The following is a 17,673-nucleotide window of genomic DNA, read 5'->3' on the forward strand; positions in this document are numbered from 1 at the left end:
ACTATTTGCATTAATCTACATACGGAAAATTTGTAACTATTTTTCTATCGTTTGATAGTCTTGGCAATTTGTTCTGTCCACCTAATTTACCAACAGATTTCATATACTCTTGAAATCCGCCTTTTTTAACTTTAGTTATTTTTAAAGGCTGTAGAACTTTGCCTTTAATTAAATCAAAATAATACGTGTTTTGTTTTTGAAGGGATTCATCAATTTGTTTGGCTAAAACGGAAAGGTTTTCTGGTTCATTTTCAAATTCAATAAACCATTCGTGATATGGCAAGCCTTCTTTTGGATTTATTTGTGGAGCGACCGTAAACTCTGTTACACTAATATTAGAATTTAAAAGAGCTTCTTGCATGGCCTGTTCTACTTCTTTACCTATAACGTGCTCACCAAAAGCAGAGATAAAGTGTTTTATACGTCCTGAAACGATAACACGGTAAGGGTTTGTAGATGTAAACTCAACGGTGTCTCCAAGGTTATAGGCCCAAAGCCCAGCATTTGTTGAAATTATCATCACGTAATTTACACCAACCTCAACATTTGCAATAGTAATTCGTTTTGGATTTTCATTAAAGAATTCATCTGCTTTAATAAACTCATAAAAAATACCTGAATTAAGTTGAAGCAGCATTCCTTTTTCATTCTGTTTATCTTGAAAAGCAAAAAAGCCTTCACTAGCAGGATATAATTCTATACTATCGACTTTTCTACCAATTAAACTTTCAAATTTTGCTCTATAGGGCTCATAATTAACACCTCCAAAAATGAATAAATTAAAATTTTTAAAAACATCACCGACTTTTTTTCCTGTCTTTTGCTGAAGTTTTTCAAAATACATTTGTACCCATGATGGAATTCCAGAAATAATGGTCATATTTTCTGGTAATGTTTCTTCAACAATAGCATCTACTTTGGTTTCCCAATCTTCAATACAATTTGTTTTCCAGGATGGCAATCTGTTTTTTTGAAGATATTTAGGGACATAATGTGCAACAATACCTGAAAGTCGTCCTAACTGAACCCCATTTTGTTCTTTAAGAATAGGGCTTCCTTGTAAAAAAATCATTTTACCATCTACAAACTTAGCATTTCCCGTTTCATGGATATACATTAGAATGGCATTTCTAGCAGCTTCAACATGACTTGGCATACTTTCTTTGGTAATAGGTATGTATTTGGATCCTGAAGTTGTTCCCGAAGTTTTGGCAAAATAAATGGGCTGTCCCTTCCAAAGAATATTTTTTTCACCAGCTACAACTTTTTCCACATAAGGCTTAAGGGCTTCATAATCTCTTATAGGAACACGTTTTACAAAATCTTCATGATTGTTTATACTTATAAAATCATGATCTTTCCCAAACTCCGTACTGGTAGCTTCTGCTATTAAGTCTTGAAATACGTTTTCTTGGGTTTCAACAGGTTTGTTTGCCCAATTCTGGATTTTCTTATAAATACGTTTTGCAAAGGGTTTTGCTAAGGCAGATTTTAGTGATAGCATTTATTTAAAATCTATAAAGTTTGTTGGGTTAATTGGGTAACCGTCATTCCAAAGTTCAAAATGTAAATGTGGTCCTGTAGATAATTCTCCTGTACTTCCAGAAGTAGCAATAACTTCTCCTGCTTTTACTAAATCGCCTTGTTCTTTTGTTAAAGCGGCATTGTGTTTATAAACTGAAATTAAGCCATAACTATGTTCTATAATAATAACATAGCCAGTACTTGCTGTCCATTCAGCAAAAATAACAATCCCGTCGGCTGTCGCTTTTATAGGCGTATCTTTTGCCACTACAATATCTAAGGCATAATGCTTTTCTTTGGCATTATACGGCTCACTAATTGTTCCACTTACTGGAGGGAATAACACAAAATTGCTAGCTGAGGTCGCCGACTCAAATAAGTTATATTTATCTTCTTTATCTACTTTTTCGCGTAATAACGAGTCTTCGGCTATTGGGTTTAAATCGACTTCACTGGCCTCTAATTTAACCGCTTGAACAATAGAATCTTTATTAAAGTCTACACCACTCGCATCTCCTGTTAACACTTTTCTTATAGATTCATAATAGCGATCATTCATAACGATAACCTGTTGTAAAGAATCTGTTTTGTAACTTAACTCTGTGGCTTTCTTTTTTAATGCTGTTGATGAATATCCTGGTATATATTCTTTAAGCGGTGTAAAGGCAATAAGTAGGTATGTGAGTGCTATTAAAAAAATGGCCAATAGCGAACACAGCACAAAAACATTTAATCGTGCCAACTTAAATGATAAGCGTTCTTCAAAAGTATTTTCATTAAGTATTACCAATCTGTACTTATCAAGTAACTTCCTTTTTATTTTTTTAGGTTTCTTTTTATTGTCCTTCATGTTAAAACAAAAATAATAGAATTTGTTGGTCTTTAGATAAAGTATAAACGTTTTATTCCATTATTATTTTAAACCTTCAATATGCTAAAGTTACTCTTAAAACCATTTTATTAAACTTTAATTATTAACTTTGTTTTTTTAAATCATTATTATGAGTTTATACATATTACCGTTAGCAATAGGGCCTTGGCAAATAGCATTAATTGTTGTGGTTGTTTTATTATTATTTGGAGGAAAAAAAATACCCGAATTAATGCGTGGATTAGGTAGTGGTATCAAAGAATTTAAAGATGCTAGCAAAGAGGAAGAGTCTGCGGACAATAAAAAAGAATAAAACTGATTCTATTTATAAAAAAAAGACCAATACAATGTATTGGTCTTTTTTTATGGCAACTTTTGTCGTTTCATTCTATTTTAACCGATTTAATAATCGCTTCGACCTCTAGCATATAGTTTCGTTTTTCAACCGATGGTGCAAATGCAAATCCTTCAACAACAACCCATCGTTTATTAATTCTATCTTCAATAGCATAGTTAATAAACGGTCCGGCCATAAAAGCACCTTTTAAATCCCAAATCCCCTTAGTTTCTAACGTTGGTTTGTTATCTATAATAACCTCGTTATGAAATGGCGTATATGCTTTTTCGGTTATTAAATAAGAGCCTTCTATGCGTCCGGGGACATTTATTTCCCCTATTGAATCTCTAATTTTTATAATTTGTGTTACTGTACTATCATTACGTTTTATAGCGTCGTGAGGCAACTCATACAACATTAAGTGCATGGAACCCGTTGTAATGTCTTTTGAAAACCATGAAAAATTGTCAGTTTCTTTAATGACTTCGTAGATAGATGGAAATTGAATGGTTAATCCAAATTTTTCTTTAATGGAATTGAACTTATGTGGCGATTTAGCCATTTGCCGCAATCTTTCCGCAAGCTCTACATTTCTAAATGTTTCAATTATTTTTGACTCGTTTTCTTTAAGAATATTTATAATATCTTCTTTTGTTTTACCAGATACTACAATAACTTTTTGTGGTTTTGCATATGCATTTTCTATAATTTCAATACCTGCTGCTTTATTAGTTTCAATCTTTAAAACAGTCCTGTTTTTAGTTACAAAACCTGAAAAAACACTGGTTGGGATTTGACTAATAGTAAATGTAGGTTCGTCTTGCGGTAAACCATAAATAGGTTTTGCAAGCAGGTTTCTTATGGCTTGGCCAACGTGCCCGTCCCAAAGCTCGTTTTCTGTTACAACTGATACATTGTTAATGGCTCCAGAAGCATCTGGCAGAAATTTTTCGTTTGATTTTTTTTTGTCCGCACAAGACATCAACATCATTAATGATACTACTGAAAAAATAATATATCGCATAATACGCTTATGTTTATTTTGGAATCTAACCTTTTGCTATTTTAAGTTTCATTCCTGGTTTTAATTTACTACCACTAATACCGTTCCAATCTTTTATATTTTGAATAGAAACTCCAGGGAATTTTTGAGAAATGCTCCATAAGGAATCTCCACTTTTAACGGTGTATGTAATTATTTCGCCAGAAATGGGTTTTGGTTTTTTTACAGTTTTTGATGATGTTGCAACTGATACTTGAGGTTTTCTAGGGTATATAGTCAGTCGTTGCCCTATTTTTAAATTATTACTTCTTAACCCGTTCCACCTTTTTATATGACTTACCCTAACACCATATTTTCTAGATATTTTACCAAGATAGTCGCCCGATTTTACCCTGTAGATTACTTTTGCATCGGCTTCAAAAAACTGAGGCAAGGGTTTTTCGCGTTTATCAAATTCCGCTTTAGCAAAAGCATAGATTTGTTCTTCGTTATTTACAAAATATCCAATAACATCTATTGGCAATCGTAACGTATAATTTTCATCTTTAATAAATGGGATAATATCTAATTTATAAGATGGATTTAAAAACTGAAGTTTCTCAATAGGTGTTCCTGTTGCTTCTGAAACTTGATCAAGGGTTATCATTTGTTTGACTCTAACAGTATCTGTTTCAAAATAAGCAGATTCGGGTTTGTATTTCTTAAAACCATGGGCTTCTGCATACTCAAAGATATACATGTTGGCCAAAAAAGCTGGTAAATACCCTGCTGTTTCGCGTGGTAAATAATGCCTGATATTCCAATAATTTTTATACCCTCCTGAACGACGAATGGCTTTTGAAACGTTACCCGGACCTGAATTGTAAGCTGCTAAAGCCAAATCCCAATCGCCAAAAATCTTATATAATCTGGCTAAGTATTTTGCAGCAGCTTCAGTAGATTTTATAGGGTCACTACGTTCATCAACATAACTGCTCACATCCAAACCATACATTTTTCCCGTACTAAACATAAATTGCCATAAACCTGTTGCGCCTACTCTAGATTTTGCTCTAGGTTTTAACGCCGACTCCACAATGGCTAAATATTTAACTTCTAAAGGGATATTGTAGAGGTCTAACTCGCGCTCAAACATGGGAAAGTAAAACGCACTTAAGGTTATTAGTTTTTGAATTGATTTTCTTCTATGTTTTAAATACGATTTTATAACACTTTCTAAAGATGGATTATATGCGACATTAAAAGGTGTTCTTGCATCTAGTTCTTTAAGCCTGGCTTTGAGTGTGTCTGTTGGTAATTCTGGATAATCAACGGGGTCGAAATTTAATTCTGTTACAGAATTATAAACAGAGTCAAACAGTGTGTTATTATATAATTCCTCATACCATTGCTCGTCTAATTTGTTTGCAAATTCAATGCCTTCTATTCTTTTTTTTATTGAAGCGCTATCCACTTCAACCTCAATAGATTTTATAGTTTGAGAAACTCCATCAATTAAAGAATCTTTAATGGTTTTGTATTGTATAGAAATAGTGTCTTGGTCTTGCGAAAAACAAGTTCCTATATTTAGAAGTAATAAGATTATAAAAAATCGAAAAGCCATAAAATCAATTCAGTTGGTTATTGAACGATGTTATGGCTAAATTCGTATTTTTATAATGAATTTGAAAACTTATTTCAAATTATTCCAATATAGCAGCAATACCGGGCAATGTTTTTCCTTCTAAACTTTCAAGCATGGCGCCACCTCCAGTACTTACGTAGCTTACTTTTTCTTCAAAACCAAATTGTTTTACAGCAGCAACAGAATCGCCACCACCAACTAATGAAAACGCTCCGTTTTTAGTAGCTTCAGCAATAGAGTTTCCTAATTCAATGGTTCCGCCAGCAAAACTTTCCATTTCAAAAACGCCTAATGGACCGTTCCAAAGGATGGTTTTAGATGCCATGACAACATTATGAAATTGTGCTCTAGATTTCGGTCCAGCATCAACACCTTCCCAGCCATCAGGAATTTCATTAATGTCAAGAATCTGTGTATTGGCATCATTACTAAAATCATCAGCTGCAATAGTATCTACTGGAATATGTATTTGAACGTTTTTTGCTTTTGCTTGTTTTAAAATATCTAAGGCTAAAGGCATTTTATCATCTTCACAAATTGAATTTCCAATGTTTCCGCCTTGTGCTTTTACAAAGGTAAATGCCATTCCGCCTCCAATAATTAAGTGATCTACTTTATCAAGAATATTTTCTATAATGGTAATTTTTGAAGATACTTTTGCACCACCAAGAATTGCTAAAACAGGTTTTTCACCTGTTTCCATAACTTTCTTAATACTGTCAATTTCTTGGGCTAATAAACTACCAAAGCATTTTTTGCCTTCAAAAAACTGAGCCACTATTGTTGTAGATGCATGCGCTCTATGAGCTGTTCCAAAAGCATCATTTACATAAATATCACCTAATTTTGATAATTTTTCAGCAAACCCAACATCACCAGCTGTTTCTTCTTTATAAAACCTTAAATTTTCTAACAATAAAATTTGTCCTGGTTCTAAACTTGCTGCTACAGCTTCAACATCTGCGCCAATACAATCTGCAACTGTTTTTACTTCTACGCCTAAAATATCTTCTACTTTGGATGCAATGTGTTTTAATGAAAACTCATCTTGAAACCCTTTTGGACGCCCTAAATGCGACATCAAAATACAGCTTCCACCGTCTTCTAAAATCTTAATAATGGTTGGTTTTGCAGATACAATTCTTGTTGCATCGGTAACTTCAAAATTTTCATTTAAAGGCACATTAAAATCTACACGGATTAATGCTTTTTTATTTTCAAAATTAAAATCATTTAGAGTCTTCATTCTTATCAATTTAATGGATTGTTCCACAAATGTAACTAATTAAAAAGCTATTTAAAATGTGTTTTTTAACGAAAACGATGTAGGTGGCAAAGATTTTTAAAAAACATTGCTAATTATCACTGTCTGGAAGAAAGCCTGAGTCGACAAGAAGAATTAGCTCTTTAATATTTACCGAAATAGCAGCGGCTAAATTCTTTTTAAAAAGCCATTTCATAAGGATTCCAAAAGGTTTAAAATCGGCATAGACTTCTATACTTAATTTTGTAAATCCATCCATAGTTTCCTCTAAAACAAAATAACTATTTACACGTTTTGTAAATGGTATATTTGTAGTGGATTCTCCATAAACCAACTGGTTACTTTTTACGTCTTTAACCACTGTGGTTTGTTCTATTTCCTGATTTTTATTGACTAAACATTTATGCTTTTGTCCGGCTCGATTTACTTTATTTTTTTCATATTCTAGTCTGTCAACACCTTTTGTCCAAAGCAACCTGTAATCAAAATTACTAATAACTTCATATAAATCTATGGCAGCAATCTTAAGTGTTTCTGTTTCAGAAAACAATACATGCTTTGGAACATCATCTGGTATTGGATGTATTTCAGGTAGCTGTTGCTTTAAATAATCCAGTTCGTTATAGCTATAAACAATGCTTCCAAAATCGTAGATAGCTTCCATTGTATTGGCGCTATTTTCTTCATCGAGAGGCAAAATAGTTTCAGTAAAAAGTGCATATTCTTCAACTGGCACTTCATTTTTTAATAATCGATGGACTTGTATGACATGGCTCCCATACGGTTTTTTTGTTTTCTTTACTTCAATAAATTCAATATCACCATAGTGCACGACAAACTTTATTTTTAAATTATATGCTGAAGAACAAGCACTGCAATAACAAATACGTTGATACTCATAACGTTTTAAATGGGTATGAAATGCAACATACATAGCCTGTATTTGTTGCTCAATATCACCAACATTTACTTGGTCTTCAATTTTATAAAGAAACAATGCATCGCCTTCAATTTCAGCCAACTCTAAGCCCATATTGTTACTGTCTATTAGTAATTCCAATAGCTCAGAAATAATATGCCGACTATGGTTTATATGGGTATGATGAACAAATTCTGTAAAACCTGAAATATCAGGAATAAAAAGAATGGCCTTTTGAATCATTTTGTTTTTGTAGCTAGTTTGTGCTTATAAAAATAAGTCGATTTATCTTTTATTTGTTACAAGATAATGTTAAAAACAAAAAGTATATTTGTTTCATGCTTTTTGAAGATATTTTAGGGCAAAACCATATTAAAAATCATTTAACGCAAAGTGTAGATAATGGTAGAATTCCGCATGCGCAGTTATTTGTTGGCAATGAGGGTTCTGGCACATTACCTATGGCTTTGGCTTATGCCCAATATATTCTATGTTCTAATTCTGATGGTGAGAATAATTCAGGAAGCGACGCCTGTAACTTAAAATTTAAAAATTTCTCGCATCCTGATTTACATTTTGCTTTTCCTGTAACGACAAGTAATAAGGTAAAAAGCAAGCCTGTTTCGAGTTTTTACTTAGAGGAGTGGCGACAATTGTTAAACGAGCAACCTTATGGAAATTTATTTGATTGGTACAAACTCCTTGGTGTTGACAATAAGCAAGGCCAAATTGGTGTTGATGAAGCTCATGATATTGTAAAGGCACTAACCCTTAAATCTTATGAAGGTGGCTATAAAGTCATGTTAATTTGGATGGCAGAAAAAATGAATACGGCCTGCGCCAATAAGCTTTTAAAGCTTATTGAAGAACCTCCAAATAAAACCGTTTTTATCTTAATTGCTGAAGATGAAGAGCAACTAATTAATACCATTCGTTCGCGCTGCCAAATATTACATTTTCCGCCATTGGCAGAAGACGTTATAAAAACAGCTTTAGTAAAACAGTTTAATATAGATATTGGTGTAGCTACAAAAATTGCGCATCAGTCCAACGGAAATTATAATAAAGCCTGCGATTTGGTATATCAAGACTCTGAAGATATTCAGTTTGAAACTTGGTTTATTTTCTGGATACGTAGTGCTTTTAAAGCTAAAGGCAACAAAGCGGCTATTCACGACTTAATTTCTTGGAGTGAAGATATTGCTAAAACAGGGCGTGAAACTCAAAAGCAATTTCTAAACTTTTGTTTGGATTTTTTCCGTCAAGCGTTACTATTGAATTATAATGCTACTGATTTAGTTTTTTTTGAACCTAAAACCGAAAAATTTAAACTTGAAAATTTTGCGCCTTTTGTACACGGCAATAATATTATGGATATTAGCAATGAATTGCAAGATGCTATTTATCATATTGAACGCAATGGAAATTCTAAGATTATCTTAACGGACCTTTCCATTAAGTTAACACGCTTGCTTCATAAAAAGGCAGAATAATTTCAATAAAAAAACGCTTATTTTAAGTTTAAAACAAGCGCTTAATGTTCTGTAAATCAATAACTTACTACTTAGTTACTTTTCTTTATTGTATTCAGCATTTAACGCATCCAAAATAGTTTGTGTTAAATCGCTTTGCTCTGCGCCATACATAACTGTTGCAGCTGCATCACTGGTTCCTAATATATAGTTGTATCCATTGGCTTTTCCGTAGTCACTAACAAAATCTTTAACCTTAACAATAACCGAGTCAATCTCAGATTGAAAAGCTTGTGTTAATTGTTGTTGCTCGAATTGCATTTGCTGTTGCAATTGCTGTTGTTTTTGTTGTAAACCACCCATAAGCTCTTCGGCTTTCTTTCTATTACTTCTTGCTAATCGTTGTGCTTCGGCTTGTCCTTTTTGTGCTTCGGCTTGAAATGCTTGCCCTATGCTATCTGCTCTTTTTCTAAAAGCTTCTTCTTTTGCTTGAAATCTAGTTTCTAAATCTTTCTTTTCTTGAAAATCGTTAATAACGGTTCCGTTATCTATAAAACCAATTTTATTTGGTTTTTCACATGATGCTAATACAAGCATCGCTAAGGCAACATAAATTATGTTTTTCATCTGATTTTTTATTTGTTGATTGTTTTTTTCCTGATTTTTTAAATCCGAACAAATGTAATGAAGTAAGCTTTAAAATGATGCGAAATTATTCTGATTTTAACATATAATGAATTCTTATAACAAAAACAGGAACATATAATTAATTTCTATTAAAAACGAGTGCGTTTAAGACGATTTAAAGCACTTATAAAAATTGTTAGCATATTTGTATTTATAGAGAGAGAACATTCAAACAAGCGCTTAAGAGGTGTTTTTAACTGTTTTTAATGATGTAAATTAAAGATGAAGCCTCTTTTGAACGAAGTGCTTTAATATTTGAAAGGAGTCCAATCCAAAACCCTTTTACAGGATTCATTTTTCCAGACTTGTATTTTTCTGAAAGCAGACTAACATAAAAAGCATCAAACCACATGGGCATAACTTTTATAACTTCCAAGGATTGTTTATCCATTAATTTGGAAATAGACATTTTATTAAAATGCCATAAATGTCTTGGTACATCATAAGCCGCCCAAAACTGTTTATAATGTTTTGCATCATAACTTTTATAATTTGGTACAGCTATAATTAAAGTGCCTTTAGGTTTAAGCAGCTTTTTAAAAACAGCCATATGGTCTTCTAAATTCGGTAAATGTTCTAATACATGCCAAAGCGTAATGATATCAAAACTATTCGATTTAAACTTTAATAATTGTTCTATTTCAAAAATCGAATTATTCGTTTTTCTATTGGCAATACGCCTTGCTTGTTCGTTTGGCTCAATTCCTGAAACCGTCCAATTATTTTTCTGCGCGATTTGTAAAAAATCACCTGTTCCGCAACCTATATCTAGAAGATTTTTATCATTTGAAGCAAAAGCATTGATTAAGCTTAATTTCTTTTTAAGGGAGATTGTTCTAACTATATGATAGACTTTTTCAAATAGATTTCTTTTCGAATCTGTATGCGAAATGTAGTCTTCACTTTTATAATATTCAGCTAATTTATCTGAAGATGGTTGTGGCGTGGTTTCCAGAAAACCGTATTCTGAATTCTGAATTAACTCAAACACTTCCTCTGAAACGGAGTGGTCTTTTATTTTTAAACGGATATGATTTAGGTTTTTGCTTGCCACGGATAATAAATAAAAATTTACTTTTTAAAAGACCTTTCGACTATGCCCAAGGTAATGCATAAATTAAATGTTCCACGTGGAACGTTTTTAAAACTCGTTCAATTAACGTCCCATATAAACCAATAGAACAGAAATATCATTTGGAGAAACTCCGCTAATCCTTGATGCTTGAGAAACGGTAGTTGGTTGAATTTTTTTTAATTTTTCACGTGCTTCAAAACTCATGGATTTAATTTGCGAGTAGTCAAAATTCTCTGGTATTTTTACATACTCTAACCTTGTCAGCTTATCCGCATTATTCTTTTCCTTGGCTATGTACCCAGCATATTTTACTTGTATTTCTGTTTGTTCAATGACTTCTCTATCTAGGTTGTTTTCTTGTATATAGGATTCAACACTGTCTACTTTTCTAACATCTTCCATTTCAATATTTGGCCTAGCAAATACTTTAAAAAGCTTACCGGATTGTTTTACTGGTGATGAGTTTTTAGCTTCTAAAACAGGATTTATTTCCTCGGGCTTAACACTCTGCGTTTCAAAAAAGCTCACAAACTTTTCAGCAGCATCATGTTTCTCTTCCATACGCTTTAAACGCTTTTCTGAAGCTATTCCAAGTTCAAATCCTTTTGGTGTTAATCTTAAATCGGCATTGTCTTGACGTAATAGGGTTCTGTATTCTGCTCGTGACGTGAACATACGATAAGGCTCCTCTGTGCCTTTAGTGATTAAATCGTCTACTAAAACTCCTATATATGCTTCGTCTCTTTTTAAAGTGAACGCCTCCTTGTCTTGAACTTTTAAGCTCGCGTTTATTCCAGCCATTAAACCTTGTGAAGCCGCTTCTTCATATCCAGTTGTCCCATTAATTTGTCCAGCAAAATACAAGCCTTCAACTAACTTGGTTTCCAAAGTATGTTTTAATTGCGTTGGCGGAAAATAATCATACTCAATAGCATAACCTGGTCTAAAAAACTTAACGTTTTCAAAACCAACTACGGAACGTAATGCTTTAAATTGAACATCTTCTGGAAGTGATGTTGAAAACCCATTGACATAAACCTCACAGGTATTCCAGCCTTCTGGCTCTATGAATAATTGATGTCGGTCTTTATCAGCAAACCGATTGATTTTATCTTCTATAGACGGACAATATCTTGGCCCCAAACTTTTAATCCTACCATTAAACATGGGCGACCGATCAAACCCTTCTCGAAGCAAATCATGTACCTCAAGGCTGGTATACGTCATATGACATGCACGTTGATTTTCTAATGGTTTTGTAGTATCTAAATATGAAAACTTCTCGGGATTATCATCTCCTGGTTGTACTATCATTTTAGAATAATCCAAAGAGCGTCCATCTACTCTTGGCGGTGTTCCAGTTTTCATTCTTCCGGAATCAAAACCTAAATCAACAAGTTGTTCTGTAATTCCTGTTGCTGCACGCTCTCCCGCTCTACCGCCTCCAAAATTCTTGTCGCCTATATGGATTAACCCATTTAAAAATGTGCCATTTGTTAGAACAACAGACTTGGCTTTTATTTGAATTCCTAAAGAGGTTTTTACGCCGACAACTTTATCTTTTTCAATCAATAATCCAGAAACCATTTCTTGGTAGAAATCAAGATTAGGTGTGCCTTCTAAAAGCAACCTCCAATCTTCTGCAAAACGCATTCTATCACTTTGCACTCTTGGGCTCCACATAGCGGGTCCTTTAGATTTGTTGAGCATTTTAAACTGAATGGCCGAAGTATCGGAAACTATACCACTATACCCACCAAGGGCGTCAATTTCACGAACAATTTGTCCTTTTGCAATACCGCCCATAGCAGGGTTGCAAGACATTTGTGCAATGTTCTGTAAGTTCATGGTAACAAGTAGTGTTTTGCTTCCCATGTTTGCAGCAGCGGCAGCAGCTTCACTTCCTGCGTGACCTGCTCCAACAACTATAACATCATATACTTCGTTAAACATAGCTATTCTTTTTCAAAAAACATGTTCCACGTGGAACAATTCAATAATTTGAGTTTGCAAATATACGTTGAATTCTTTAATCTTAGGCTAGATTAGCCAAGTAGTGATTCTCTTTATCGCGCATGACCTTGGCATCTTCATCAGACTTATCTTTATAACCACAGTAATGCAAGACACCATGGATTATAACACGTTGCAATTCTTTTTCAAAAGAAACACCAAAATCTTTAGCATTATCTTCCACCCTTTCGATTGAAATAAAAATATCGCCTTGTATAATTTTTCCTATAGAATAATCAAAACTAATAATGTCTGTTAGTGTATCATGATTTAAAAATTCTACATTTAATTTATGTAGGTAATCGTCATCGCAAAACACATAATTTATTTCTTCCAATTTGTATTCTTCAGAAGCAATGGTGTCTGTAATCCATTTTGAGATTTGTTTCTCTGAATGTAATTTAAAATTGGTTTCGTAGTTGAAATTAATCATTCGCTTTTCTTAAAATACTCTTGCACTTTCTTTTTATAAACGTGTTGCAAAGGTAAAGCTTGTCTATTTAATATTTCTGTAGTTTTAAAATATTGTTTTGCTGTTGGAATTTGGTTATTGGTATTGTTATCAAATTGGTTTTTATTGGTTTCAGATTCTCGTTTATTGTCCTCGCCTTGTTGAAATGTGGCATTTTCTAATTTCAGTAATTGATGCTTTAATGCCATCATTTTTTGAAGTGTTTGTTGCGTGAAACCTTTATTTAATAAATCCAATTCTATATCTTCCATTTGCCTCACTAAGGCATCACCATTTCCGCTCTTACCTTCTTTAGCAAGCTTGTCTTGTAATGCTTGTCGTAATTGCTGTTGTTGCTGATAGATTTCGTAAAGTAATCCGTTTTGGTCTTCATTAGTGCCCTCGCCTTCTCCACCTGTTTTTTCTCCATCCTTACCTTTACCTTCTTTATCGCCTTTATTCCCTTTTTTTCCATCTTTTTCTTTTTCACCTTCCTTCTCGCCTTTTCCTTCTTGCTTTCCTTCGCCTTCTTTAGGGTTTCCTTTTTCTCCCTTTTTCATACCTTCTTCCATCATTTTATTAAGCTCTTCTTGGCTCATAATAATGTCTGGCAATTGCATATCGCCTTCTCCGCCTTTTCCTGGCGACATGCTCATGCTTTCTTGCATATTATCTAAAACATCACTTAAAAAGTTTGCTAGATTATTGGCGGCTGTTACAGTAAATTGTTGATTGGAAACCCCTTGATACAACTGGTTTTCAGCCAATAAACTTAGGGCTTTATCAATATTATAATATACCTCGGTAATTTCTTTATTAACTTGTTCTGAAAGTTTGGGTTGACGCAGCGATAAGGCAAACAAACTATCGTCTATATGCTCAAAATGCTCTCTTATATTGTTTTGCTTTTTAAGATAGATTGCATATTTATTATGATTAACCTCAATGGATTTAAACTGATCCATTAGGGCTTCTTGATCAAACGAAAACAAGACCAAATTATCTAAAATTTGTCTTAGCATATCCATATCTTCTTGCATTTGTTCGCCACCACCTGCTTGCATGGCACTTTGCATTTGCTGACTCATTTGTTTCATTTTTTGAGCCGCTTTCTTTTGACTTTTCTTTGCGTTTTTTAAATTCTGATTTTTCTGCGCTTCTTGTTCTTGTTTTTCTTTATCTGAATCTTGGGTTTCTTGTTCTTTTTTCTCTAGCTCTTCTGATGCCTTTTTCTGTTCATCTTTAACCTCCTTTTCGTCTAACTTGTCCCTAGGGATTTCAATAGGTTTTTTTAGTGCTTTACTGTCCTTTTCTAGTTCTTCTATTTGTTTTTTATAGGCTTCAAAAGCTTTATTTAAATCATCTTGTTTCTCTTTAGTGTTTTCTTCTTCTGATTCATTTGATAATTTCTCTTGGTCAATAGCCAGTTTCATCAAATCTTCTTTCAGTTTTTCTAACTTCTTTTCAACATAAAACCTTTTGGTTAGTTCTAAGAGTTGTTCTAAACTTCGCTTTTTATTTTTGTTTTGTTTTGCAAGCTCATCTAGTTTCTGAATTAAATCTTCTTTATTAATTTTCTCTTGAAGTTTTTCTATTTCTTTTAATAGCTTTTCGTCTTTTTCAAGTTTCTCTTCATTGTCTTTTAACCGCTCTTTTAAATCTTCTTTAAATTGGTCTTCTTTTGGGTTTTCTTTTTGAAATTCTTCTAAATTGTCTTTTAACTTTTTATTGAAGTTTTTCATCATCTCGTCTTGCTGTTTCTGACGCTTAAAAAAGGACTCTAACTTCTTTTTATCATTAAAATTCAAACTTGATTTTTCCTTCTGAGTTTTGGTTAACTCTTCTAATTTTTTTTCTTGCTCATCAAACTTCTTCAAAGACTTGTTTAGTTCTTTAATAGTTTTGCTTTGTTCTTCCAGTTTTTTTTGAGCTTCTTCATCCTTAGTACGTTTTCTATATGAAAACACATTACTTTTTACGCTTTTAAACCTGTTAATTATATCATTATCAAATACTTGGAAATACAAATCATATGCAACACCTTCTACTATATTTAAATTATTAGGAAATGCACTGATGAATTCTGCAATATTTGAATTTGAAATCGGAATGGCTTCAAACTGTTTGTCCTTTTCATTTTCAGAAGGATAGTAAACGAGTTGTAACTTACTGAAACCGTAATCATCACTAACCTGTCCGTAGAAATATAGCGTTTGTAAATCCAAACTATCTTTCTCTACTTTTAAGTTAATTTCTGGGTATTCATCTTTTACTACATCAATATTAAATGCTAAATTTTCGTAATTCTTTAGGTTTTTATTACTGGTGCTTAATGTGTAGTCAAAACTATTATAAATGTGTTTAGAAGCTTTAAAAACGCCTGCTTTCTCAGAACTAAAACTAAGCGTATCTTTAAAATATAAGAAGACCTGATCTGTTGATTTTGTTTTAAGCTGCCACTTAATTTGTGTGCCTTCTGGAACTAAAGCATTACCTGTGCTTTTTAGGGTTTCATCTCTTTTTTTGGTATATGATGGATAATCCATAACCATCTCAAAACTTAATAACAATGGCGTTTCAATAACATTAATCGTATATGGTTTTGACGTTACGTTGTTAGCAAATAACTGAAATGTAATAATTTCTTTTGGCTGCGTAAATACATATTCAAATTCGCCTAAGTCCTTTTGTTGTAAAAAGTATGTTTCATCATTATAGGTTATTTGTGCGCTTTCTGGAGTCACATCACCTGCTGTTTTTACAATGAGCTTAAAGTCTTTGTTTTCTATGGCGTTTAAATTATCGTTGACAACAAAAAACTGAAATGGCGCTGGTGGTTCATAAGCCGTTTTATAATGTACTACACGCTTGTAACTATCACTAAACCAATCTGAATTATCTGTTAAAAAAGTTAATAATAAAATGATAACTGGAATGGCGGCATATTTTAAATACCCAAGATTCTTTTTAAAATTAACAGCGAGTTTAAACGGAATGGGTTTGAGTTCTAGAGACTTCTGCTCTATGCTTGCTAACAATAATTCTGATTTTGAATCATTTTCATTAAGTTGTAATACATTCAATAATTTATCATCAACTTCAGGGAAATGTTTCCCGATAATCTTTGAAGCAACTTCATAATCAATCCCTTTTTGAAGTTTGAACAACTTGGCTAAAGGAATACATATAAACTTGATGAGTAAGCCTAATTCCACAGCAATAAATAACCAAAACAAAACCGTTCTAGAGCCTGTATTCAACCATAAAACATGCTCGATAAAGAGTGTGAACAAAAAATAGAGCAAACCAATAGCAAAAAATAGGATGGTTCCTTTAAGCAATTCATTGGTATAGTAGCGCCTTATAAAGGCTTCTAATTTGTTTTGTATGTCTTGAAAATGATTCATTATAGATTTTATAAAAATAGTGTATTTAATAAAAACAAAATCTTTAATCTTTGTTAAACCTCGTGCAAGGTTCTTAAAAGGAAAACTACTAATATCTAAATTTAGTGTTTATGTCAAAAAAATTAACCGTTCTTATTTTTCTTTTAAGTCAAGTTTTCTATGCTCAAAGCGGTTGGACAAAAAAGAAGGGTGAAGCTTATACACAACTGTCTTTCACGACTATAAACAGTTATAATACCATTTTTGGGAATCCGGAGTACCTCACAGAACGTGACATTACAGATAACACCTTACAGTTTTATGGTGAATACGGGCTTTCCGATAAAACGACCATCATCCTTAATGTGCCTCTAAAATTTATTGAAACTGGACAATTGGTTAGCAACAATACAGAAATTACAAGAGCTGGTTCCTCAACAAGTTTAGGCAATATAGAAATGGGTTTAAAACATCAAGTTTATAACCATACATGGGTTATTGCTGCTCAACTTAATATAGAAGCCAATACGGGTTCTTTTGATAATGCTACAGGTATTAGAACAGGAATTGATGCTTGGTCGTTTACGCCTACCCTGAACGCAAGCAGAAGTTTTAAAACATTTTATGTTCAAGCTTTTGCTGGCGCAAACATAAGAACAAACAACTACAGTAGTAATTTAAAACTTGGTGGTGAAATTGGAACAAAGCCTTTTAAAAACATTCTATTAATTGCATTTATTGATATTGTTGAATCTTTTAAAAACGGAGACATTGTTTTACCGATAACAAATCAATTAACAGCACTTTATGTTAACGACCAAGAATACATCTCGTATGGATTAAAAGTAATTGGTAAAATAACTGATAGTTTTGGTCTTAATGTTGGTTTTGGAGGATCATTTTCTGGAAATAATGTTGCAAAAAGCCCAGCCATAAGCTTTGGAGTCTATCATAAATTTTAAACGTATTTGTGCTAAACTCCATAAATAAGCAAACGTGATAAAAAATCATTTCTGCTTAACCATTTCTATTCCTAAATATCGTTTT

The 17,673-nt window shown here is 32.9% G+C and carries 14 protein-coding genes; 3 read left to right on the forward strand and 11 right to left on the reverse strand.

The annotated features are described in order from the left end of the window. Positions 1–10 precede the first annotated feature (10 nt). Complete coding sequence (locus tag ABD941_RS07465) at positions 11–1,504, reverse strand: GH3 auxin-responsive promoter family protein (protein WP_345273477.1); 1,494 nt, start codon at positions 1,502–1,504, stop codon at positions 11–13. Continuing rightward, positions 1,505–2,374 (reverse strand): M23 family metallopeptidase, encoded by an 870-nt coding sequence (locus tag ABD941_RS07470; RefSeq protein WP_345273479.1) that lies wholly within the window; start codon positions 2,372–2,374, stop codon positions 1,505–1,507. 151 nt (positions 2,375–2,525) lie between these two features. Between ABD941_RS07470 and tatA the strand changes: the two genes are divergently transcribed. After that, positions 2,526–2,708, forward strand: coding sequence for a twin-arginine translocase TatA/TatE family subunit (tatA, locus tag ABD941_RS07475; RefSeq protein ID WP_345273480.1), 183 nt, complete (start codon positions 2,526–2,528; stop codon positions 2,706–2,708). 70 nt (positions 2,709–2,778) lie between these two features. On the opposite strand, the gene ABD941_RS07480 is transcribed toward tatA, so the two are convergent. The 4 genes from ABD941_RS07480 to ABD941_RS07495 form a co-directional block, all read right to left on the reverse strand. Continuing rightward, entirely contained in the window at positions 2,779–3,756 is a 978-nt protein-coding gene (locus tag ABD941_RS07480) for a DUF4837 family protein (RefSeq protein WP_345273481.1), read from the reverse strand. A 25-nt stretch (positions 3,757–3,781) separates the two neighbouring features. Beyond that, positions 3,782–5,338: a LysM peptidoglycan-binding domain-containing protein gene (locus ABD941_RS07485; RefSeq protein ID WP_345273482.1), complete on the reverse strand. Its 1,557-nt coding sequence runs from the start codon at positions 5,336–5,338 to the stop codon at positions 3,782–3,784. Positions 5,339–5,417: 79 nt separating this feature from the next. Continuing rightward, a complete protein-coding gene (locus ABD941_RS07490) occupies positions 5,418–6,605 on the reverse strand; it encodes a phosphoglycerate kinase (protein ID WP_345273483.1) in 1,188 nt (395 codons plus the stop codon). Between the two features lie 109 nt (positions 6,606–6,714). Beyond that, entirely contained in the window at positions 6,715–7,785 is a 1,071-nt protein-coding gene (locus ABD941_RS07495; protein ID WP_345273484.1) for a DUF2652 domain-containing protein, read from the reverse strand. A 95-nt stretch (positions 7,786–7,880) separates the two neighbouring features. Here ABD941_RS07495 and ABD941_RS07500 point away from each other — a divergent pair, with 95 nt between their 5' ends. Then, on the forward strand, positions 7,881–9,035 hold the full coding sequence (locus ABD941_RS07500; protein WP_345273485.1) for a DNA polymerase III subunit: 1,155 nt from the start codon (positions 7,881–7,883) through the stop codon (positions 9,033–9,035). 75 nt (positions 9,036–9,110) lie between these two features. On the opposite strand, the gene ABD941_RS07505 is transcribed toward ABD941_RS07500, so the two are convergent. The 5 genes from ABD941_RS07505 to ABD941_RS07525 all read right to left on the reverse strand — a co-directional run bounded on the left by ABD941_RS07505 (position 9,111) and on the right by ABD941_RS07525 (position 16,647). Continuing rightward, positions 9,111–9,641, reverse strand: a complete 531-nt coding sequence (locus ABD941_RS07505; RefSeq protein WP_345273487.1) for an OmpH/Skp family outer membrane protein — start codon at positions 9,639–9,641, stop codon at positions 9,111–9,113. Positions 9,642–9,894: 253 nt separating this feature from the next. Further along, positions 9,895–10,755, reverse strand: coding sequence for a class I SAM-dependent methyltransferase (locus ABD941_RS07510; RefSeq protein ID WP_345273488.1), 861 nt, complete (start codon positions 10,753–10,755; stop codon positions 9,895–9,897). Positions 10,756–10,857: 102 nt separating this feature from the next. Beyond that, complete coding sequence (mnmG, locus tag ABD941_RS07515; RefSeq protein ID WP_345273489.1) at positions 10,858–12,729, reverse strand: tRNA uridine-5-carboxymethylaminomethyl(34) synthesis enzyme MnmG; 1,872 nt, start codon at positions 12,727–12,729, stop codon at positions 10,858–10,860. Positions 12,730–12,811: 82 nt separating this feature from the next. Further along, positions 12,812–13,222: an rRNA maturation RNase YbeY gene (gene ybeY, locus ABD941_RS07520; protein ID WP_345273490.1), complete on the reverse strand. Its 411-nt coding sequence runs from the start codon at positions 13,220–13,222 to the stop codon at positions 12,812–12,814. Then, positions 13,219–16,647 (reverse strand): DUF4175 family protein, encoded by a 3,429-nt coding sequence (locus ABD941_RS07525; protein WP_345273492.1) that lies wholly within the window; start codon positions 16,645–16,647, stop codon positions 13,219–13,221. The genes ybeY and ABD941_RS07525 overlap by 4 nt, the downstream gene beginning before the upstream one ends. Positions 16,648–16,757: 110 nt before the next feature. Between ABD941_RS07525 and ABD941_RS07530 the strand changes: the two genes are divergently transcribed. Beyond that, entirely contained in the window at positions 16,758–17,588 is an 831-nt protein-coding gene (locus tag ABD941_RS07530) for a transporter (protein ID WP_345273493.1), read from the forward strand. Positions 17,589–17,673: the final 85 nt, after the last annotated feature.

Source organism: Flaviramulus aquimarinus, from assembly GCF_039543205.1.
GTDB classification, from domain to species: Bacteria; Bacteroidota; Bacteroidia; order Flavobacteriales; family Flavobacteriaceae; genus Flaviramulus_B; species Flaviramulus_B aquimarinus.